The 19129-nt window shown below is 65.8% G+C and carries 19 protein-coding genes; 1 reads left to right on the forward strand and 18 read right to left on the reverse strand.

Features of this window, described 5'->3' with window-relative positions; all coding sequences use genetic code 11:
• The 8 genes from Q0L30_RS11210 to ndk form a co-directional block, all read right to left on the reverse strand.
• Nucleotides 1–476: GTPase (locus tag Q0L30_RS11210; RefSeq protein ID WP_296654931.1), on the reverse strand; the 476-nt coding region annotated here is incomplete at its 3' end.
• A 326-nt stretch (nt 477–802) separates the two neighbouring features.
• Nucleotides 803–1948, reverse strand: a complete 1146-nt coding sequence (bamB, locus tag Q0L30_RS11215) for an outer membrane protein assembly factor BamB (RefSeq protein ID WP_296654933.1) — start codon at nt 1946–1948, stop codon at nt 803–805.
• Between the two features lie 56 nt (nt 1949–2004).
• Nucleotides 2005–2634 carry a tetratricopeptide repeat protein gene (locus Q0L30_RS11220; RefSeq protein WP_296654935.1) on the reverse strand — a complete coding sequence of 210 codons (630 nt, stop codon included), beginning with the start codon at nt 2632–2634 and terminating at the stop codon, nt 2005–2007.
• Between the two features lie 88 nt (nt 2635–2722).
• Nucleotides 2723–4060, reverse strand: a complete 1338-nt coding sequence (gene hisS, locus Q0L30_RS11225) for a histidine--tRNA ligase (RefSeq protein ID WP_296654937.1) — start codon at nt 4058–4060, stop codon at nt 2723–2725.
• Nucleotides 4061–4130: 70 nt separating this feature from the next.
• Entirely contained in the window at nt 4131–5438 is a 1308-nt protein-coding gene (gene ispG, locus Q0L30_RS11230) for a flavodoxin-dependent (E)-4-hydroxy-3-methylbut-2-enyl-diphosphate synthase (protein WP_296654995.1), read from the reverse strand.
• Nucleotides 5439–5542: 104 nt separating this feature from the next.
• Complete coding sequence (locus tag Q0L30_RS11235; protein ID WP_296654939.1) at nt 5543–6700, reverse strand: helix-turn-helix domain-containing protein; 1158 nt, start codon at nt 6698–6700, stop codon at nt 5543–5545.
• Nucleotides 6701–6898: 198 nt separating this feature from the next.
• Complete coding sequence (gene rlmN, locus Q0L30_RS11240; RefSeq protein ID WP_296654940.1) at nt 6899–8065, reverse strand: 23S rRNA (adenine(2503)-C(2))-methyltransferase RlmN; 1167 nt, start codon at nt 8063–8065, stop codon at nt 6899–6901.
• Nucleotides 8066–8204: 139 nt separating this feature from the next.
• On the reverse strand, nt 8205–8630 hold the full coding sequence (gene ndk, locus Q0L30_RS11245; RefSeq protein WP_296654942.1) for a nucleoside-diphosphate kinase: 426 nt from the start codon (nt 8628–8630) through the stop codon (nt 8205–8207).
• 382 nt (nt 8631–9012) lie between these two features.
• Between ndk and Q0L30_RS11250 the strand changes: the two genes are divergently transcribed.
• Complete coding sequence (locus Q0L30_RS11250) at nt 9013–9711, forward strand: Bax inhibitor-1/YccA family protein (protein ID WP_296654944.1); 699 nt, start codon at nt 9013–9015, stop codon at nt 9709–9711.
• A 119-nt stretch (nt 9712–9830) separates the two neighbouring features.
• Here Q0L30_RS11250 and Q0L30_RS11255 read toward each other — a convergent pair whose 3' ends face one another.
• From Q0L30_RS11255 to Q0L30_RS11300, 10 genes are all read right to left on the reverse strand, one after another.
• Entirely contained in the window at nt 9831–10604 is a 774-nt protein-coding gene (locus Q0L30_RS11255; RefSeq protein ID WP_296654946.1) for an MBL fold metallo-hydrolase, read from the reverse strand.
• Nucleotides 10605–10614: 10 nt separating this feature from the next.
• Nucleotides 10615–11757, reverse strand: a complete 1143-nt coding sequence (gene bamC / locus Q0L30_RS11260) for an outer membrane protein assembly factor BamC (protein ID WP_296654948.1) — start codon at nt 11755–11757, stop codon at nt 10615–10617.
• A gap of 120 nt (nt 11758–11877) precedes the next feature.
• Nucleotides 11878–12783 carry a 4-hydroxy-tetrahydrodipicolinate synthase gene (dapA, locus tag Q0L30_RS11265; protein ID WP_296654950.1) on the reverse strand — a complete coding sequence of 302 codons (906 nt, stop codon included), beginning with the start codon at nt 12781–12783 and terminating at the stop codon, nt 11878–11880.
• A 43-nt stretch (nt 12784–12826) separates the two neighbouring features.
• The gene (locus Q0L30_RS11270; protein ID WP_296654952.1) at nt 12827–13462 is read right to left on the reverse strand and encodes a methyltransferase domain-containing protein; all 636 of its coding nucleotides are present in this window, start codon (nt 13460–13462) and stop codon (nt 12827–12829) included.
• A 10-nt stretch (nt 13463–13472) separates the two neighbouring features.
• Nucleotides 13473–14675, reverse strand: coding sequence for a tryptophan--tRNA ligase (locus Q0L30_RS11275; RefSeq protein ID WP_296654954.1), 1203 nt, complete (start codon nt 14673–14675; stop codon nt 13473–13475).
• A gap of 4 nt (nt 14676–14679) precedes the next feature.
• Nucleotides 14680–15345 (reverse strand): site-2 protease family protein, encoded by a 666-nt coding sequence (locus tag Q0L30_RS11280; protein WP_296654955.1) that lies wholly within the window; start codon nt 15343–15345, stop codon nt 14680–14682.
• 125 nt (nt 15346–15470) lie between these two features.
• The gene (locus Q0L30_RS11285) at nt 15471–16106 is read right to left on the reverse strand and encodes an L-threonylcarbamoyladenylate synthase (RefSeq protein ID WP_296654957.1); all 636 of its coding nucleotides are present in this window, start codon (nt 16104–16106) and stop codon (nt 15471–15473) included.
• A gap of 142 nt (nt 16107–16248) precedes the next feature.
• Nucleotides 16249–17079 (reverse strand): PHP domain-containing protein, encoded by an 831-nt coding sequence (locus Q0L30_RS11290; protein WP_296654958.1) that lies wholly within the window; start codon nt 17077–17079, stop codon nt 16249–16251.
• A gap of 125 nt (nt 17080–17204) precedes the next feature.
• Nucleotides 17205–18089, reverse strand: a complete 885-nt coding sequence (locus Q0L30_RS11295; protein ID WP_296654960.1) for an alpha/beta hydrolase — start codon at nt 18087–18089, stop codon at nt 17205–17207.
• A gap of 84 nt (nt 18090–18173) precedes the next feature.
• Complete coding sequence (locus Q0L30_RS11300; protein ID WP_296654962.1) at nt 18174–19091, reverse strand: ferritin-like domain-containing protein; 918 nt, start codon at nt 19089–19091, stop codon at nt 18174–18176.
• Nucleotides 19092–19129: the final 38 nt, after the last annotated feature.

Consider the following 19129-nt stretch of genomic DNA (forward strand, 5'->3'; position numbering starts at 1 on the left):
GCCTCGTTGATCATGTCGGTGACGCCGTCACCGTGCGCGGCCGAAATCGCGCGCGGATCGCCGAGGCCGAGTTCGTAGAAGTCGGCCGCGACGTTGCTGTACTTCATGCCCTCGGCCTTGTTGACGACGAGGAAGATCGGCCGCCCGACCTTGCGCAGATAGTCGGCGATCGACTTGTCCTGCGGCGCGAGACCATTGCGGCCGTCGACGATGAACACGACGACGTCCGACTCCTCGACCGCCTGGCGGGTCTGGCGCGCCATCTCGTGCAGGATGCCGTCTTTCGCGACCGGCTCGAAGCCGCCGGTGTCGACGACCAGATACGGCCGCTCGCCGGTGCGTCCTTCGCCGTAATGGCGATCGCGCGTGAGACCGGGCAGGTCGGCAACCAGCGCGTCACGCGAGCGCGTGAGGCGGTTGAACAGCGTGGATTTCCCCACATTGGGGCGCCCGACGAGGGCGATTACGGGTTTCATCTGATGTTTTCTACGGTAAGGCGCGGCAACGCCCTGCGCTTGCAGGGCTGCATCACTTGCAAATTATCACGAAAATCGCCCGATGCCGGGGCGAGGCGTGCGACCGGTATATCGCACCAGTCCGGCCGGTGCCGGACAGACAGGCCAGAGACGGGCGGGCCGCAGCCGGAAAGCCCGCGCCCTCTTTCAACGCATCAGTTCAAAAATGCGTACGGCCGGCATAAGCCGGCCTGGATCAGGCGACGTACGGTCTGGCCGACCCGCCGCCTTCGAAGCATGACCCTGGCGCCGCCTGGCCACACGGACCGGGCAGCGCGGAATGCCGCTTACTGCGGACGCAGACCGAACAGGTTGCCGTTCTTCGTCTGGACGACGAGCGTGTTGCCGGCCAGGACCGGCGCCGCGGTAATCGGGCTGCCGTCGGTTTTCACGCGCGCCACGAAGCTGCCGTCGTCCATCGACAGGAAGTGCACATAACCTTCGACGTCGCCGAGCACGACCGCGTGGCCGAGCACGGCCGGCACGCTGAGACCGCGATCCTTGAGCTTGGTCGTCACCCAGGTCTGCGTACCCGTCGAAACGTTGTACGCATGCACGATCGACGAATCGTCCGCGCCGACCACGGTGTTCTCATCCTGGGCGATGCCGCTCACGCTCGAGAACGGCTTTTGCCAGATTACGCGGCCCGAATTCGCATCGAAGCAGGCGAGCTGCCCCTGGAACGTGACCGCGCACGTCATGGCGCCAACCAGCGTCGGCGGGCCGCTCACGTCGTTGATGCGCTCGACTTCCGTCACGCCCTTCGGATAGGACACCGGCGTTTCCCAGAACGCGTCGCCCGTCGTGAGGTTCAGCGCGGCGAACCCGCCGCCCGGAAAGCCTGCGAGCACGGCCTGGTCGCCCGCGAACGTCATGCCGGCCGACACGCGCAGATTGAGCGGAACCGCACGGTTGCGGTAGGTCCACTTCTGTTCGCCAGTCTGCGCATTGAAGCCGACGATCTGACCGTCGATCGTGCGCACGACCACGAGGCCGTTGCCGACGAGCGGCGGCGAGATGATTTCGCCGGGCGCGGTGGCTTGCCACGACAGCTTGCCGTTCGCGTCGAGCACGTAGACCTGGCCCTTCAGGCCGCCGACAGCGGTCAGATTGCCGTCGCTGCCGACGCCCGCCGAAATGTCATCCTTGAGCTTCGTGCTCCAGATTTCCTTGCCGGTCTGCGCATCGATCTTCGCGACCGAGCCGTTCTCGCCCGCCGCAAACACAGCGTCGCCGACGGCGACCGGCGAGAACAGATAGCGGCCGGCCTTGCCGACGCCCGCTTTCCATACCTGCTGGACGTTGAGCACCGGCTTGAACTGGGTGAGCGGCGTCGGCACGTGGCTCGCGTCCTTGCCCGACGAGCAGGCCGTCAGCGCCAGGACCGTCATTGCACAGGCGGCGGGCACAACGTATCGTTTCAGCAGATTCATCGGTGAACGAAGCATCAATGTAGTTGGTTTATGGAGAATGGCTGAGAGCACGCGGATTAGCCGCCGAGCGCGTCCAGCTTGAACTGGATCAGCTGGCGCTCGGACGCATCGCTTTTCGGCAAGCTGTCGAGCGCGAGCTTGTAGGCGGCGCGCGCATCGTCGTGCTTGCCGGCGGCGGCAAGCAGATCGCCGCGGCCATCGGCGACGAGGCCCTTGAACGGGCCCGAATCCGGCTGGGGAATCAGCGCGAGGCCCTGATCGTAGGCCTTTTCGTCGAGCAGCAGCGACGCGAGACGCAGCTTCGCGATCTGGCGGAATTCATCGTCCTTCGCGTGGTCGGCGGCCCACTGCAGCTGCGCTTTCGCGCCGGCCGTGTCGCCCGCCACATAAAGCGACTTCGCCACCGTCAGCGCCGTCATCTGCGCGTACGCGGTGCCGCCAAAGCGGTCTTCCATGTCGGATGCAACGCGCGTGAGCACCGCCTTGTCGCCACCCGTCGCCGCCTGCTGCACCTGGTCGTACAGCACGGCGGCCTCGGCCGCATGGCGGCGCTGCCAGAAATTCCAGCCGTTCCACGCCGCGAGCGCGAGCAGAACGATCAGCACGGCCCACGTGGTGGAGTTTCCCCACTGCGCCCACCATGCCTTGAAGCTCTCGATCGATTCCTGTTCGTCGTGGTAACTCATCGCGTCGCGATTCCTCGTTTTTTAGCCATCCTGGCGCATCCGTTTCGTCTATCGGACACGCCGTGCGGGTTGTTCAAGCCGTCCGCGATCAGTCGTCGCCGTCTTCGGCGGATGCAACCATCGCATTGATTAGATATTCGGTCAAGTCTTCAAGCGCGACGGTTTGCTGCTCGTTGCGCGCGTCGGCGGCGGTCCCGCGCAACGGCTTCACGCCGACCACGCCGTTCGCCACTTCGTCCTCGCCGAGCACGACGGCGAACGCCGCGCCGCTCGCGTCCGCGCGCTTCATCTGCGACTTGAAGCTCGCGGCCTGGCCGTCGGCGCTGCAGTGCAGGATCACGTCGAGACCGGTGTCGCGCAGACGCTCCGCCACGATGAAGGCCTGCTCGCGCGCCGCGTCGCCCTGGTGGACAACGTAGACATCGCAACCTTCTGCTTCCGGCACGAGGTCGTCTTCCTTGAGCAATTCGAGGATGCGCTCGACACCCATCGCCCAGCCGCAAGCCGCCGTCGGCTTGCCGCCCAGCTGTTCGATCAGCGGATCGTAGCGGCCGCCCGCGGCAACCGTGCCCTGCGCGCCGAGCTTGTCGGTGACCCACTCGAACACGGTCAGATTGTAGTAATCGAGACCGCGCACGAGACGCGGGTTGACCGTGAACGGAATGTTGTTCGCCTTGAGGATGCGCTGGAGCCCTTCGAAGTGCGCGAGCGACTGCTCGCCGAGGAAGTCGATCAGCTTCGGCGCGTTGTTCGCCACTTCCTGCAGCGCCGGGTTCTTCGTGTCGAGCACCCGCAGCGGGTTGGTGTACAGGCGGCGCTTGCCGTCCTCGTCGAGCAGGTCGACGTGCTGCTCCAGATACTTGATCAGTTCGACGCGATGCGCGGCCCGCTCTTCGGCAAGACCCAGCGAATTGAGTTCGAGCTTGATGCCGGTGAGGCCGAGGTCGTCCCACAGGCGCTGACACATCAGGATGATTTCCGCGTCGGCATCCGGGCCCGCGAAGCCGAGCGCCTCGACGCCGACCTGGTGGAACTGGCGATAGCGCCCGCGCTGCGGACGCTCATGGCGAAACATCGGGCCGACGTACCACAGGCGCTTCGGGCCGTCGTAGAGCATGTTGTGCTCGATCGACGCGCGCACCACCGCAGCCGTGTTTTCCGGGCGCAGCGTGAGATTTTCGCCGTTCAGCGCGTCGGTGAAGCTGTACATCTCCTTTTCGACGATGTCGGTCACTTCGCCGATGCCGCGCGTAAAGAGCTGCGTGTGCTCGAGGATCGGCGTGCGGATGTTCTGGTATCCGTACGAACGCAGCATCGATTTCACGGTTGCTTCGAAGAATTCCCACAGCCCGGCTTCCTGCGGCAGGATGTCGTTCATGCCCTTCACGCCGGCGAGCTTTTCGGGCTTACTTTTCTGTTCAGTCATCTGATTGCGATTGACGATGTTCGGTTGTGCGTCGCGTCGATGCAGTGCTGCGTGCACGCATCCGGCTGCTTCATGCCGTGGCTTCGGAGTTGCCGTACTTGCGCACGACGTAGTCGCTCACGATCTTCTGGAACTCTTCGGCAATGTGTTCGCCGCGCAGCGTCTTGACCTTCTCGCCGTCGATGAACACCGGCGCCGCCGGGTTCTCGCCCGAGCCGGGCAGGCTGATGCCGATGTTCGCGTGCTTCGACTCGCCCGGACCGTTCACGATGCAGCCCATCACGGCGACGTTCATCGTCTCGACGCCCGGATATTCGCTGCGCCATACCGGCATCTGCGCGCGCAGGTAGTTCTGGATCTGCGACGCGAGTTCCTGGAAAAGCGTGCTGGTCGTGCGGCCGCAACCCGGGCAGGCGATGACCATCGGCATGAACGAGCGCAGGCCCATGGTCTGCAGGATTTCCTGGCCGACGATCACTTCGCCCGTGCGCGATGCGCCCGGCTCCGGCGTCAGCGAAATACGGATCGTGTCGCCGATGCCTTGTTGCAGCAGCACGGAAAGCGCAGCCGTCGATGCGACGATGCCCTTCGAGCCCATGCCCGCCTCGGTCAGGCCGAGGTGCAGCGCGAATTCGCAGCGCTTCGAGAGTTGCTGGTACACGGCGATCAGATCCTGCACGCCGCTGACCTTGCACGACAGGATGATCTTGTCGCGGCCGAGGCCCAGTTCGACGGCGCGCTCCGCGGAGCCGATCGCCGACTGGATCAGCGCTTCGTACATCACGCTTTGCGCTTCCCACGGCTCGCTGCGCGCGCCGTTCTCGTCCATCATCTTCGCGAGCAGATCCTGGTCGAGACTGCCCCAGTTCACGCCGATGCGCACCGGCTTGTCGTATTTGATGGCCGCTTCGATCATCTGCGCGAACTGCGTATCGCGCTTGGCGCCCTGGCCGACATTGCCCGGATTGATACGGTACTTCGAGAGCGACTCGGCGCAGCCCGGATAGTCGCGCAGCAGCAGATGGCCGTTGTAGTGGAAGTCGCCGATGAGCGGCACCGACACGCCCATGCGGTCGAGCTGCTCGCGAATCGCCGGGACGGCGGCGGCCGCTTCCGGCGTATTCACGGTGATGCGCACCAGCTCGGAACCGGCCTGGGCGAGTTCCTTGATCTGGATGGCGGTGCCGATCGCGTCGGCGGTATCGGTGTTCGTCATCGACTGCACGCGCACGGGCGCGTCGCCGCCGATCGTCACGAGGTTGCCGCCCCAGCGCACGTGAACACCATGCGACTTGCGGCGCGGCGCGTGGCCGCCGAGGATCGGCTCGTTCGAACAGATCTGGCTGATGCTGGACGGGGATTGCTGTTCGGTTTGCATCGGGAAACCCATTTACACCTCACGCGCACCGCGGATGCAGCCACGCGCGAATTGAAAAAGCGCCGCCGCCGGGGTATCCGGCCGCGACGCATGCCATATCTCTATCAGGGCAGCACGAAGCGCGCGACATTCCCGCGCGCCGACGCGTACTTGGACGCGTCGACCGGCTGGCCGTCGATCGTCATCGATTCGATGCCGGCCTTGTTGCCCACCGTAATCTTCAACGGTCCGGTGCCCGTGATCTCGCGCGCGTCGCTGCCGTGGATCAGGCCGGAGAATACCTCCTTGCCGTCCTTCTGGCGCACGCTGACCCAGGTGTCCTGCGTCACGCGGATCGCGAACGTCGAGGTGTCCGCGCCCGAGGCTTGCGTCGTTGCTGCCGGCGTCGTTGCAGCAGCCGGTGCACTCGCGGCCGGTGCGTGCGCCGCAGGCGCTACGTTTGCAGGTGCTGCACTCGCCGGAGCCGCATTCACTGGAGCCGCATTGGCCGGTGCTGCGCTTGCAGGCGCCACATTCGTCGGAGCCACATTCGTCGGAGCCGCCGGAGCCGCCACAGCCGCCTGCGGCGCGCTGCCCGCCGCAGCGGGTGCGGCGCTGGCCGGAGCGGCGTCGCTCGCCTGGGCATCCGCCGGAGCCTGCGCCTGATCGCCCTGCGCCGCCGATGCGCCAGTCGTCTGGCCTTCGGTCACCGTCGCCGCGTTGGGTTGCACGTGCGCATCGTTCGCCATCGACTTCAGGCGCGCGAACCACGCCGACGATTCACCGCTGTTCGTATGCCACATGGCGATCGCGATCACCGCAACGATCACCGCCGCCACGCCCCACAGCCACGAGCCGCGGCGCGATGCGCCGCTGCCGCCTAGCGAGAGCGAGACGCGGCCGCGCGGCAGCCCGCCGCCCGCAGAAGCCGGCATCGACAGATCCTGCTGCGGCACGCCGCGCTCGCGGCGCAGCGCCTGCGTGAACGGGGTGGGATCCGCGTCGAGCATCTTCGCATAGCTGCGCACGACGCCGAGCGCGAAGGTCGTATCCGGCAGCTGGGTCAAATCGCCTGCTTCGAGCGCGCGCAGCTTGCCGATCGACACCTTCAGCCGCGCCGACACATCCTCGACCGCCCATCCCTTTGCCTCGCGCAGCTGCGCAAAGCGCGCACCCGCTGCGGCCATCGTGTCGGGCACGGCCTGCACCGGCGATGGCACACTGCCAGGCGTCGGACGGTCTGCATTGGACTCTGTCCCGAAAGGGTGCTGCGGCTCGCTCATCCCTAAATCCTTGCGTCGATTCTTTTCATTCCTGGAATCTGCCGGGTGCTTCGTGCCCCACCCCGATTCGCAGACCGTTTATATCAAAATGCACGGCTTCTGTGCCGCTTCCGATCGCTTCTGCAACTGTCTTTCATTACCACCGATGACGGCCCGCACCCCCGAGCAACCGCACGGGCCTCATCACAGCCGGTGCGCTCAATTCGGCACCGGCCTCACTTCAATGACCTTGCGCGCGCTGCGTTCGGCAAGGCGCGTGCGGTCCTTCACTTCGCCCGCGAGCTGCCCGCAGGCCGCATCGATGTCGTCGCCGCGCGTCTTGCGCACGGTCGTGACGACGCCCGCATCCATCAGAATCTGCGCGAAGCGCTTGATCTGCTCCGTTTTCGAGCGCAGCAGGCCCGATTCGGGGAACGGATTGAACGGGATCAGATTGAGTTTGCACGGCACGTCACGCGTCAGCGCGAGCAATTCGCGCGCGTGCTGTTCCGTGTCGTTGACGCCGTCGAGCATGCAGTACTCGAACGTGATGAAGTCGCGCGGCGCGACTTTCAGATATCGCTGGCACGCGGCCATCAGGTCGCGCAGCGGATGCTTGCGGTTGAGCGGCACGAGTTCGTCGCGCAGCGCGTCGTTCGGCGCGTGCAGCGAAACGGCGAGCGCCACCGGCAACTCCGCGCCGAGACGGTCCATCATCGGCACGACGCCCGAAGTCGACAGCGTGACGCGCCGACGTGACAAGCCGTAGGCGTTGTCGTCGAGCATCAACCGCATCGCGGGCACGACTGCTTCGTAGTTCAGGAGCGGCTCGCCCATGCCCATCATCACGACGTTCGTGATGACGCGCTCGCCCTTGCCTTCACCGCCGGTCGCCTTGCCGCCTGCTTTGCTTCCCGCCTCGCCGAGGAGCGACGCGCGCAGCGCGAACTCCGCCATGCGAAGCTGGCCGATGATTTCGGCGGTGGTGAGATTGCGTGAGAATCCTTGCTTGCCGGTGGAGCAGAACCGGCAGTTGACCGCGCATCCCGCCTGCGAGGACACGCACAGCGTGCCGCGCGTCTCTTCGGGGATGAACACGGTTTCGACGGCGTTGCCGTTGCCCACGTCGACGAGCCACTTGCGCGTGCCGTCGGCGGAGACGTGATCGCTGATGATGCCGGGCATGCCGATGACGGCACGGCCTTTGAGCTTTTCGCGCAGCGATTTCGCCAGATCCGTCATGCCGTCGAAGTCGGCGGCGTTGTACTGATGGATCCAGCGTTGCAGCTGTTTGGCGCGAAACGGCTTCTCGCCGAGGCTCTCGCAGTATGCGACGAGGCCTTGGGCGTCGAGATCGAGAAGGTTGACGGTGGAACTGCTCGTCATGGTCAATCCTGCCATTTCAGTGCGAACCGAGTGAACCCGCGGGCTCACCGGCCGGCCATGCGGCTCGTCTTGCGAGCCTTCGGACGGACGGTGAACACCATTGCCGTTCGCGCAACCTGGTGCTGCTTCGTCGGCTCGCTTAACGCGAGTAGACGTTGACCTGCGGGAAGAAGAACGCGACTTCGACAGCGGCCGTTTCAGCGGCGTCCGAGCCGTGCACGGCGTTGGCGTCGATGCTGTCGGCGAAGTCGGCGCGGATCGTGCCCTTTTCCGCCTTCTTCGGATCCGTCGCGCCCATCAGTTCGCGGTTCTTCAGGATGGCGTTCTCGCCTTCCAGCGCCTGCACCATCACCGGACCCGAAATCATGAATTCGACGAGGTCCTTGAAGAACGGACGCTCTGCGTGAACAGCATAGAACTTCTCAGCGTCGGCGCGCGAGAGGTGGACCATGCGGGCGGCAATGATCTTCAGGCCAGCGTTTTCGAAGCGGCTGTAGATCTGGCCGATCACGTTCTTTGCCACTGCGTCCGGCTTGATAATCGACAGGGTGCGTTCGATCGCCATAAAAACTCCAGAAAATTAATAGGTTACAGGTCCAAACGAATCGTCAATTGTAGCATGTTCCCATGTATGATTGCGATTGGACCCCGTTAGCGGGGTGCGAAGTCCGGTCACAGGGGCGAGCAACGTGCAGGAATAAGGGCATGAAAGCGCAAAAACCGGTGACAAGCCAGTGAAAAGGCGGTGAAAAACGCCCGGGCAGGCCACCAAACAGGCGCCCAAGCCCGCTGCCCGTGACGCGGCGGCCCGTGTACGCGGGCCCGCAAAGAAGTGTGCCGACCTGTTGAAACTCCAGGGCTGCGCGCATATCTTACGAGGGAGCGGATCGCAGGATCCGCCCCTGGCGCCTCCATCAAAACCGGCGCCTCTCACGCAAGGAGAAAGCATGAACCAGTATCCCTATGACTTCGGCCGCGGCGGTTCCGTCATCTCGGCCGAGGCCCGCAACCGCGTACTGCGCAACACCTACTGGCTGCTCGCGCTGTCGATGGTGCCAACGGTGCTCGGCGCGTGGGCGGGCGTCGTCACCGGTTTCACGCTGTTTTCGGCCACGAGCCCGGCCATGAGCCTGCTTGCGTTCTTCGCGATCGCTTTCGGCTTCATGTTCGCGATCGAGCGCACCAAGGACAGCGCCATCGGCGTATTCGTGCTGCTCGGCTTCACGTTCTTCATGGGCCTGATGCTGTCGCGGCTTCTGACGGTCATCCTGCACTTTTCGAACGGGCCGTCGCTCATCATGCTCGCCTTCGGCGGCACCGGCATCATTTTCGCCGCCATGGCCACCGTCGCCACGGTCAGCAAGCGCGACTTCGCGGGTCTCGGCCGTTGGCTGTTCATGGGCGTGATCGTGCTGCTGCTCGCCGGCGTCGCGAATATCTTCCTGCAATTGCCCGCGCTGATGCTCACCTTTTCGGTGATGGCCATCGTCATTTTCTCGGCGTACATGCTGGTCGACGTGCAACGCGTGGTGAACGGCGGCGAGACCAACTACATCACGGCCACGCTGGCGATCTATCTGGATCTCTATAACGTCTTCACGAACCTGCTCGCCCTGCTCGGCATCTTCGGCGGCAATCGCAACTGAGCGCAACCAAGCGCAACTCCGCTTGCGGGCCTCCCGGCCCACAGGGGTTCCCGAAAAAAAGCCCATGACAAAGTGTCATGGGCTTTTTTGTGCCGGATCGCTCCGCGAAGACCGGCGGCTCAGAGCGCCACCCAGTCGAACCCCTCGTCCTGCGACGCCACGCCTATTTCAGTCGCCGAGTTGCCCAGTACGCCGTCCATCGCCGCACGCGCCAGTTCGGGCGTGTTGTTTTGCTGACTCAAATGGGCGGCGACGAGGTAGCGCAGCTTCGAGCGGTCGAGTCCGGCCAGAATCCCGGCCGCCGCCTCGTTGTTCAGGTGCCCGTGCGAGCCGCCGATGCGCGCCTTCAGCGACGGCGGATAGCGGCTCGCCGCGAGCAGCGCGACATCGTGGTTGCATTCGAGGACGAGCGCATCGCAGCCCCCGAGCACCGCGCCGATGTGGGGCGTCGATTCGCCGACGTCGGTCAGCACGCCGAGCCGGCTCGCCCCGTCGTTGAAGACAAACTGCAGCGGCTCGCGCGCATCGTGCGGGACCGTATAAGGCAAGACGCCCACAGCGCCGATTTCGACCGTTTCGTCGCTCCACAGGACGTGCAGCTCGACGCCCGCGGTGTCCGCGCCAACGGCCTGCGCCGTGCCCCAGCTCGTGTAGAGCGGGATCGACCAGCGGCGCGCGAGCGTGAGCGCGCTGCCGATATGGTCGCTGTGTTCGTGGGTGATGAGGATGGCGTGGAGCGTGTCGGCGGCCAGGCCCGCTCGCGCGAGCCGCCGCTCGACTTCCTTCGCCGAGAAACCGCAGTCGAGCAGCACGCGCGTGGGGCGCGCGCCGCCGCCTGCTTCTACGACCAGCGCGTTGCCCTCGCTCCCGCTGCCGAGGCTTGCAAAGCGCACGGCGATTGCGTCAGTTGAGCTGCGCGTGCAGCGCCGTCACGATGCGCTGCGCTTGCGACGACGTGTCCACCTGACCGTTCTGGTCGAGCACGGCGATCTGCGTTTGCACATCGCTCTTGGCGCGAACGGCGATCAGGAACTCCGGCTCCTGATTCTTCGCAGCCGACTTCGGGCTGTAGAACAGCTTGCCGAGCAGACCGTCGCCCTTCAGTTCCTGCATCGAATCGGCGTAGCGGACGTAGTAGATGCCCTTCGCGCGGTCGCGGTTGTCGACCGTGAAGTTGGTGCGATCGAGCGCGAGGCCGACGCGCAGCCATGCGCGGTCGAACGACTCGGGCAGATCGAGCGTGGCGCCGCCCGCCGCGTTGTCGATCTTCGCGACAACCGTCGACGTGCGCGCGTCCGTCAGCAATTGCTTCGACTGTGCGTCGGTGAGGCCGAATTTCTGCATCAGCTTCGAGAGGAACAGCGCTTCGAGAGCGGGATCGCGCGGACGCTCGACCCACTTCGACCCCGTCTTCTCCTGACCCGTCAGCATTTCTTCCATCGCGGAATGCGTGATGGAGATGTCGGTCTGGCCGTCGGCGCCGCGCGTCACGAGCGTGCGGAAGCGGTCACGCGTGCCCGACGAATACGCGAAGTCGATGACGCGGCCGATCGTGCGGCGGAACCAGTCGTCCGGAATGTTCGCGCGGTTTTCCGCCCAGCCGGTCGTCATGATGCCGGTGGCCGACGAGTCGGTCGCCAGCGCGAAGCCGTTTTCCTGCCAGAAGGTCTGCAGGATCGGCCAGACGTCGTCCGGCGTGCGGCCGTCGATCACCAGCCAGCGGCGGTCGCCGTCGCGCTCGATATGCATGCCGAGCGGATCCTGCGCGGTCGGCGTGCCGAGCGTGGCGTTGCCCGCGCTCGTCACCGTGCCCTTCGGCGCATTGCCGAGCGCCATCTGCGGCGGCGGCGCGACGTACTTCTGGTCGGTCGGCGCCGACGACAAATCCTGAGGCACGGTGAGCGGCGGCGCGCTCGGCGTGTCCTTGTAGTTGACGCGATCCGTTGCGAGCACGTCGTTCAGCGACTCGCAGCCTGCGAGCGAACCAATAGCCAGCGCCAGCACCGCCATCCGGGTGGCGTGAAGGGAGAGAGCGGAACGTTTCATGGAGACCTTCGTGATACTGGTGCGCAAAGCCGGGATCTGTCGTGGATACGGGCGGTGGCGGCGTCGGTTAATAATCGGGCTCTTGGTCGGGCTCTTTAATCGGGCTCGTGCGCCGGCGAATCAGCCGATCAGGCCGGCTTCGCGCAACGCCGTGCGCACCACGTCGTGGTAGCGGGCGTCGAGCGGCGTAAGCGGCAGGCGAATGCCGCCTTCGATGCGGCCGAGTTCCTGCAGCGCCCACTTCACCGGAATCGGGTTCGATTCGATGAACAGGTTCTTGTGCAGCGACAAAAGCTTCAGATGGATCGCACGCGCGGTCTTCACATCGCCTTCGATCGCTGCCTTGCACAGGTCGCTCATCTGGCGCGGCGCAACGTTCGCGGTCACCGAAATATTGCCGTGGCCGCCGAGCAGCATCAGTGCGATCGCCGTGGGATCGTCGCCGCTGAAAATCCGGAAACCCTCGGGCGCGTGCTTGATGAGGTGCGCGGCGCGGTCGATGTTGCCCGTCGCTTCCTTCACGCCCACGATGCCCGGCACCTGCGCGAGGCGCAGGATCGTCTCGTTCGACATGTCCGCGACGGTGCGGCCCGGCACGTTGTACAGCACGACCGGCAGATCGACCGTCTCGGCGATCTTCGAGAAGTGGCGGTACATGCCTTCCTGGGTCGGCTTGTTGTAATACGGCACGACCTGGAGCGAGGCCTGCGCGCCGACCGACTTGGCCTGGCGAGTCAGCTCGATTGCTTCGGCGGTGGAATTGCCGCCCGAGCCCGCGATGATCGGCAGGCGGCCGGCGGCATGCTCGACCGCCGTCTTGACCATCAGGATGTGCTCTTCGACGTCGAGCGTGGCGGACTCCCCGCTCGTGCCGACGACGACGAGGGCATCCGTCCCCTCTTCGACATGCCAGTCGATCAGTTTGCGGAACGCCGGCAGGTCGAGACTGCCGTCCTCGTGCATGGGGGTGACGATCGCGGGGATACTGCCGCGCAACGTGATGCCGTCCTGGGTGCCGTTAGCCATGAAACGTCGAAAAATGAGTACGTTAAATTGCGATTGTAGCGGATTAGCCGGTCAGATCGTACCGCAGTGCGGGAAGTACCTGAGCCGCACCTCTACTACCGGCCGTTACAGCCGGGTTGGTCCCATCCGTCTCGCGCACCGCGCAGATGCGCTGGATGAACGCCTCGCGCGGCTCGGCGAGAAAGCCGTCCTGATAGGCGATCACCCGCAGCGCGGGCGTGCAGACCGCCAGCAGTTCGCCCGGCGCGAGCAGGAAAGCGGGATTCGACGGCTTGCCGACAGTCTCGTTGCCTTGCGCGAAGGTTTCGTAGATCAGCACGCCGCCTGGCGCCAATGCGTCGATTAAACGCGGCATGAGCGGCCGGTGCAGATAGTGGGTCACGACCACCGCCGCAAATTGCCGCTCCGGCGCGAGCGGCCAGGGCGCGCCTTCGAGGTCGCATTCGAGCGTCTCGATTTCCGCCACGCCGGCCATCGTCGACAGTGCGGCGGCGTCGCGATCGAGCGCCAATACCGGGTGGCCGCGTTGCGCGAAGAACCGGGCGTTGCGCCCCATCCCCGACGCCACCTCAAGCACCGCCTGCCCCGGCGCAACGAGGTGCGCCCACTGGCGCACCCAGCGCGACGGCTCGGCAAGCGCGCCGTGCGGCGCGCCAGCAGCGGATGCGGACGTCGTCACGCGAGCGCCATCAGTTGTACGAGAGGCCCATCGCCTCGCGCACGTCGCGCATGGCCTCGTTCGCGAACTTGCGCGCCTTGTCGCAGCCATCGGCGACGATTGCACGCAGGAGCGACGGGTCGTCCATGTACTTCTGCGCGCGCTCCAGCATCGGCTGCTGCTCGCGCAGGATGCCGTCGATCACGGGCTGCTTGCATTCGAGGCAGCCAATCCCCGCCGAACGGCAACCCTTTTGCACCCAGTCGTGCGTCGCTTCGTCCGTGTAGACCTGGTGCAGCTGCCACACCGGGCACTTGTCCGGATCGCCCGGATCGGTGCGGCGCACGCGCGCCGGGTCGGTCGGCATGGTGCGGACTTTCTTCGTGATCGACTCGGCGTCTTCGCGCAGGCCGATCGTATTGCCGTACGACTTCGACATCTTCTGGCCGTCGAGGCCCGGCATGCGCGACGCTTCCGTGAGCAGCACCTGCGGCTCCGGCAGAATGATCTTGCGCGAACCTTCGAGGTAGCCGAACAGGCGTTCGCGGTCGCTCATCGACAGGCTCTGCGACTCCGACAACATCGCGCGCGCCTGTTCGAGCGCCTCTTCATCGCCCTCCTGCTGATACGCGTTGCGCAGCTCGTGGTAGAGCTTCGAGCGCTTGCCGCCGAGCTTCTTCGCGGCTTCGTTCGCCTTGTCCTCGAAGCCGGGCTCGCGGCCGTACATGTAGTTGAAGCGGCGCGCCATTTCGCGCGCCATCTCGACGTGCGGCACCTGGTCCTCGCCCACCGGCACGAGCGACGCGCGGTACAGCAGGATGTCGGCGGCCATGAGCACCGGATAGCCGAGGAAGCCGTAGGTGCCGAGATCCTTGTCGCGCAGCTTCTCGATCTGCTCCTTGTAGGTCGGCACACGCTCGAGCCAGGACAGCGGCGTGCTCATGCCGAGCAGCAGCGCCAGTTCGGCGTGCTCGGGCACGCGGCTCTGGATGAACAGCGTTGCCTGGTTCGGATCGATGCCGGACGCCAGCCAGTCGATCAGCACGTCCCAGACGTTTTTCTCGATGACCTCGGGCGTTTCGTAGTGCGTCGTGAGCGCATGCCAGTCGACCACGCAGAAAAAGCACGGGTACTCGGACTGCAGCCGCACCCAGTTTTTCAGCACGCCGTGATAGTGGCCGAGGTGCAGCGACCCGGTGGGCCGCATGCCGGAGAAGATACGGTCAGGGAACATGATGTTATGAAAAGAGCGACATAAGTGGAGTAAGGATGACCGTGACCACGTCGTAGCCGAAGCTCACGAGCGGACGCAGCCAGAATCGTGTGAATACGCCGGTCACGAGCAGCGCCATCACGATGATGAAACCATAGGGCTCGAGCCGCGAGAGCGCAATGCTCGCGCGCGTCGGCAAAAGTGCCGCGAGAACGCGGCCGCCGTCGAGCGGCGGCAGCGGAAAGAGGTTGAGCACGCCGAGCACGAGATTCACGCCGACGCCGGCCTGCGCCATGCGCGTGAAGAACGGCTCGTCGATGCCGAGCGCCAGCAGCGCGACACTGACGACTCCCCACACGAGCGCCTGGACGAAGTTGCAGCCCGGTCCGGCCGCCGCGACCCAGAGCGTGCCCCAGCGCGGATTGCGCAGATTGCCGAACGAAATCGGCACGGGCTTGGCGTAGCCGAACACAAACGCGCCGCTCGTGAGGAAATAGAGGATCAGCGGCATCGCGATCGTTCCGACCGGATCGATATGGCGCATCGGATTGAGCGAGACGCGGCCCAGGACATACGCCGTGTTGTCGCCGAGCGCGCGCGCGACATAGCCGTGCGCGGCCTCGTGCAGCGTGATGGCGAAGATGACCGGAAGGGCGTAGACGGCGATCGTCTGTATCAGTGAAGCATCCATGGCACGGTATTGTATCAATGCCCAGGCGCGCGGCCCGGGCGGTCAAGCGATGGCAAGCGATCGCGAAAGTGGCGAGTGGCTGCGCGTGGTGGCCGAATGGTCGCGAATGGTGACGATTGGGCGCCTCATGCCTCCTGTTCGAGGCCGAACGGCGCGAGGCTGCCGCGCCCCGCGCGCACGAGCACCGGCTCGCGGCCCGTGAGATCGATGACCGTCGAAGGCTCGCACGGGCACGCACCGCCGTCGATCACCAGATCGAGCTGTTTTTCAAGCCGCTCGCGGATCTCCTCGGGTTCGTTGAGCGGCTCGGTGTCGGGCGGCAGGATCAGCGTCGTCGCGAGCAGAGGCTCGCCCAGCTCTTCGAGAATCCCGAGCGGAATCGCATGGCCCGGCACGCGCAGCCCGATCGTCTTGCGTGACGGATGCGAAAGCCGCCGCGGCACTTCTTTCGTCGCCTGCAGCACGAACACGTACGGTCCCGGCGTCACCGACTTGATGAGCCGGTATTGCTGGTTGTCCACCATCGCAAAATTCGCCAGCTCGGACAGGTCCCGCACCATCAGCGAGAGCAGCGCCCGCTCGTCCAGCCCGCGAATCCGGCGCAGACGCTCGGCGGCGTGCTTGTCGTCGATCCGGGCGGCCAGCGCGTAGCTCGAATCGGTGGGCAGCGCGATCAGGCCACCCTCGCGGACGATCTGCGCGGCCTGCTTGAGCAGGCGCGGCTGGGGATTATCGGGGTGAAGCCGAAAATACTGGGACATGGGCTCGATCAGCTATCAGGGGACAAAACGTCGAAGCGGCGCCGACGTATCGTATAACACTGCGCGTACGACACTCCGCTATGACACCGCGGTGCGTTCCGGTGCGACGGTGGGCCAGGGTTGCGGGCCGCGCGAGCGCGGCCTACAGCCATCGTTCCCAGACTGGCTTGAGATCGGAGGGAAGCGGCGGCAGGCTGCCGGGCGCGATCGAATCGGGTCCGGGCGCATGGAAGTCCGAACCGCGCGACGCCTCGAAGCCGAAACGGCGCGCGACGGCGGCGTACTCGGCGTATTGATCCGGCGTGTGGCTGCCGGTGACGACCTCGATGGCCTTGCCGCCCCGGTCGATGAACTCGCCGAAGAACGTGTCGAATTCCAGCGGCGTGTAGAGGTAGCGGCCCGGATGCGCAACGACGGCCTCGCCGCCCGCGGCCTTGATCCACGACACGGCGTCGCCGAGCTTCGCCCAGCGGTGCCCGATATAGCCGGGCTTGCCCTCGCCGAGCCAGCGCGAAAACGCATCCTGGGTATTCTTCGCGCGGCCCGACTCGACGAGAAAACGTGCGAAGTGGGTGCGCGAGATCAGATCGGGATTGGAGACGTAGTGCAGCGCGCCCTCATAGGCGTCGGCGATGCCGAGTTCGCCGAGCCGCTCGCCGATCGCAACCGCGCGCGCGGCGCGGCCGTTGCGCGTTTGCACGAGCCCTTCCACGAGCGCGGGACATTCGGGATCGACGTTCAAACCGACGATGTGCACGGTACGCGACGCCCACGTCACCGAGATCTCGACGCCGCACAGATAGCGCATGCCGAGCGCCTCGGCGGCGGCGCGCGCCTCGCGCTGGCCGCCGACCTCGTCGTGATCGGTGAGCGCCCACAGCGTTACGCCGCCCGCCTGCGCCAGCCGCGCGACGGCGGCGGGGGCCATCTGGCCGTCCGAGACGGTGGAGTGACAGTGCAGATCGGCGTTCATTGCTGGCGTGAAAAAGTCAGACGTCGATTTTACTGCAATGCAGTGACGCCGTCCGGGCGCGGCCTTGCCGCCACGCCCCACGTGCCTGCGGTGTCATGGGCAACAAGCCGTGCCCGGTCTCGCGGCTACGCGCAGAACGCCTCGATCAGCCGGGCGATCTGCTCGGGCTGGTCGTGATGGATCATGTGCCCGGCATCGTCGACGATGCGCTCGCGCCAGTCGGGGAACGCCTCGAATCGCGTCTTGAATTCACCGATCGGCACGGCGCCCGCCAGCCGCGCGAGCGTTTCGGAGTGGGCCGCTTCGACATGCAGCACCTTGGCGTGCACGTGCGACCAGATCGCCATCACCTCGTCGATGCGGTAAAGAAGCGGGCTGCGCATCTTGTGCGCCGCATCGGCGAGCAACAGGTAGCCGCCTTCGCCGTCCGGCTTCGACCAGTGCTGCGCGAGAAAGCGCGCGCGCGGTGCGGCGAGCCGAGGATTCGTCTTCACGAGCCGCGCGGCCACTTCGTCGAGCGACGCATAGCGGCGCATCGCGGGCGGCTCGCGCAATTCGTCGAGCCATGCGCGCACGCGCCTCGGCGCCTCGGCGGCGGCTGGCGCAGGCATGCCGAATCCTTCCAGATCGACCACACGGCGCACGCGCTGGGGCCGCACGCCCGCATAAAGACACGCGATGTTCGCGCCCATGCTGTGGCCGACGAGGTTGACCGCGCCCGTCGGTGCGTAGCGGTCGAGCAGCACGTCCAGATCGGCGAGATAGTCGTAAAACCAGTAGCTGCCGCCGCCCTGCTCCGCGACCGGCCAGTCCGAGAGGCCGAAGCCGCGCATGTCCGGCGCGATGACCTGCCAGTCGCCGCCCAGCGCATCGACGACGAACTGGAACGACGCCGCGACGTCCATCCAGCCGTGCAGCATGAAGAGGACGGGCGCGTCGCTCGCGCCCCAGCACCGCACATGCAGCCGGATGCCATTCACTTCAACGAATTCGGATCGGGAAACGTTCATGCGCGCAGGTGGAAAGCACAAGTGGAAAAGAATGATCGTTCGATTATATCGACAGATGCTGACCCGCATCTGACCGCACCCTTATTATTCGTCGCGGCCTTCGGGCAGCCGCGCATCCGCTGTGGCCTGTTCCGGCGCATCCTGGGCCGCGAGCGTGTCGAGTTCCGCGTCGTCGAAGCCCGCCGAGCGGCGCGCCTCGAAGTTGAACGGCCCGCGCATCTTCGGCGCGCGGTACTGCTGCGCGAGCGTGAGCCACGCCGCGTGCGGATCCAGTCCGCGCGCTTCGCACAGGTAGCGGAACCAGCGATTGCCGATGCGCACGTGCCCCACCTCGTCTCGAAGGATCACGTCGAGCACCGCTGCAGACTGATCGTCGCCCGCCTGCTTCAGACGTGCGCGGATCGGCGGCGCGGCATCGAGCCCGCGTGCCTCCAGCACGCGCGGCACGAGCGCCATGCGCGCGAGGACATCGTCGCGCGTGCGCTCGCACATCTCCCACAGGCCGTTGTGGGCCGGAAAATCGCCGTAGGCGTGACCGTAGTCCGCGAGACGCGCGCCGAGCAGCGAGAAGTGAAAGGCTTCCTCGGCAGCGACCGTCAGCCAGTCGGCGTAGAACGCGTCGGGCATGGCGGGGAAACGCCAGACGGCGTCGAGTGCGAGATTGATCGCGTTGAATTCGATGTGCGCGAGCGCGTGGAGCAGCACCACGCGGCCTTGCGGCGTGCTCATGCTGCGCCGCTCCAGCTGGCGCGGCTCAACCAGGACAGGGCGAGCCGGACGCCCCGGCAGGTCCGCGGGCGCGTCGATTTCGCGCGGCGCATCCCAGCTCGATATGCGATTCGACATGCCGTCCAGCACAAGCGCATGGAGCGCCTGCACGGCTTCGGCTTTCGCGCCGGGATCGCACTCGCGCAGCGCATCGAGCGCGGCAAGACGCCAGTTACCGGGCCCGCCGGTACGTTCGGCGGACGGTGTGGAATCGACTGAAGCAATGGAAGTCATCGTGAACGAACGAGAAAACGCGGAAATAGTCCGGATCG

It is taken from the genome of Paraburkholderia sp. (assembly GCF_024281035.1).
Taxonomy (GTDB): Bacteria; Pseudomonadota; Gammaproteobacteria; order Burkholderiales; family Burkholderiaceae; genus Paraburkholderia.

What these genes read in the sequence shown, in the direction of transcription:
- bamB (WP_296654933.1), bottom strand. Translation starts at nt 1,948, where the DNA reads ATGAATCTGCTGAAACGATACGTTGTGCCCGCCGCCTGTGCAATGACG.
- Q0L30_RS11220 (WP_296654935.1), bottom strand. Translation starts at nt 2,634, where the DNA reads ATGAGTTACCACGACGAACAGGAATCGATCGAGAGCTTCAAGGCATGG.
- hisS (WP_296654937.1), bottom strand. Translation starts at nt 4,060, where the DNA reads ATGACTGAACAGAAAAGTAAGCCCGAAAAGCTCGCCGGCGTGAAGGGC.
- ispG (WP_296654995.1), bottom strand. Translation starts at nt 5,438, where the DNA reads ATGCAAACCGAACAGCAATCCCCGTCCAGCATCAGCCAGATCTGTTCG.
- Q0L30_RS11235 (WP_296654939.1), bottom strand. Translation starts at nt 6,700, where the DNA reads ATGAGCGAGCCGCAGCACCCTTTCGGGACAGAGTCCAATGCAGACCGT.
- rlmN (WP_296654940.1), bottom strand. Translation starts at nt 8,065, where the DNA reads ATGACGAGCAGTTCCACCGTCAACCTTCTCGATCTCGACGCCCAAGGC.
- ndk (WP_296654942.1), bottom strand. Translation starts at nt 8,630, where the DNA reads ATGGCGATCGAACGCACCCTGTCGATTATCAAGCCGGACGCAGTGGCA.
- Q0L30_RS11250 (WP_296654944.1), top strand. Translation starts at nt 9,013, where the DNA reads ATGAACCAGTATCCCTATGACTTCGGCCGCGGCGGTTCCGTCATCTCG.
- bamC (WP_296654948.1), bottom strand. Translation starts at nt 11,757, where the DNA reads ATGAAACGTTCCGCTCTCTCCCTTCACGCCACCCGGATGGCGGTGCTG.
- dapA (WP_296654950.1), bottom strand. Translation starts at nt 12,783, where the DNA reads ATGGCTAACGGCACCCAGGACGGCATCACGTTGCGCGGCAGTATCCCC.
- Q0L30_RS11275 (WP_296654954.1), bottom strand. Translation starts at nt 14,675, where the DNA reads ATGTTCCCTGACCGTATCTTCTCCGGCATGCGGCCCACCGGGTCGCTG.
- Q0L30_RS11280 (WP_296654955.1), bottom strand. Translation starts at nt 15,345, where the DNA reads ATGGATGCTTCACTGATACAGACGATCGCCGTCTACGCCCTTCCGGTC.
- Q0L30_RS11285 (WP_296654957.1), bottom strand. Translation starts at nt 16,106, where the DNA reads ATGTCCCAGTATTTTCGGCTTCACCCCGATAATCCCCAGCCGCGCCTG.
- Q0L30_RS11290 (WP_296654958.1), bottom strand. Translation starts at nt 17,079, where the DNA reads ATGAACGCCGATCTGCACTGTCACTCCACCGTCTCGGACGGCCAGATG.
- Q0L30_RS11295 (WP_296654960.1), bottom strand. Translation starts at nt 18,089, where the DNA reads ATGAACGTTTCCCGATCCGAATTCGTTGAAGTGAATGGCATCCGGCTG.
- Q0L30_RS11300 (WP_296654962.1), bottom strand. Translation starts at nt 19,091, where the DNA reads ATGACTTCCATTGCTTCAGTCGATTCCACACCGTCCGCCGAACGTACC.